The organism is Dellaglioa sp. CoH-57-MRSF-21 (assembly GCF_056781915.1).
In genome coordinates this window covers 1-296 of sequence record NZ_JBXAXU010000150.1, presented here as the reverse complement: position 1 = coordinate 296, position 296 = coordinate 1, and the positions used below count along the sequence as shown (strand labels likewise).

General features: G+C 55.1%; 1 protein-coding gene. It reads left to right on the top strand.

Annotated elements, in window-relative coordinates; all coding sequences use genetic code 11:
- Window positions 1-18: 18 nt before the first annotated feature.
- The coding region (locus tag AC1RPQ_RS08345; RefSeq protein ID WP_481762321.1) for an AAA family ATPase at window positions 19-296 on the top strand (278 nt) is incomplete at its 3' end.

Here is a 296-nt window from a genome sequence, read left to right as displayed (position 1 = left end):
CGTAATACAGGAAATCTGATGTTCGCAAGTAAGAAAAAGGAAAGCAGTGCACCGATCGACGCAGAACAACATGCGCTTCATCGGAAGTATCGACCAACCAAACTCGACCGTTACCTTGGTCAGGATGCGGTGGTGACCCGAATTCGAGGTATGCTCGAAACCGGAAAGATTCCGAGTGCCATGGCCTTTTTCGGGCCCCCGAGCGCGGGCAAGACGACGTTGGCACGCATCATCGCGGCCGAGGTCAACGGTAAGCCGGTCGAGAAACAAGGCGACTATAAGGAGCTGAACGCGGC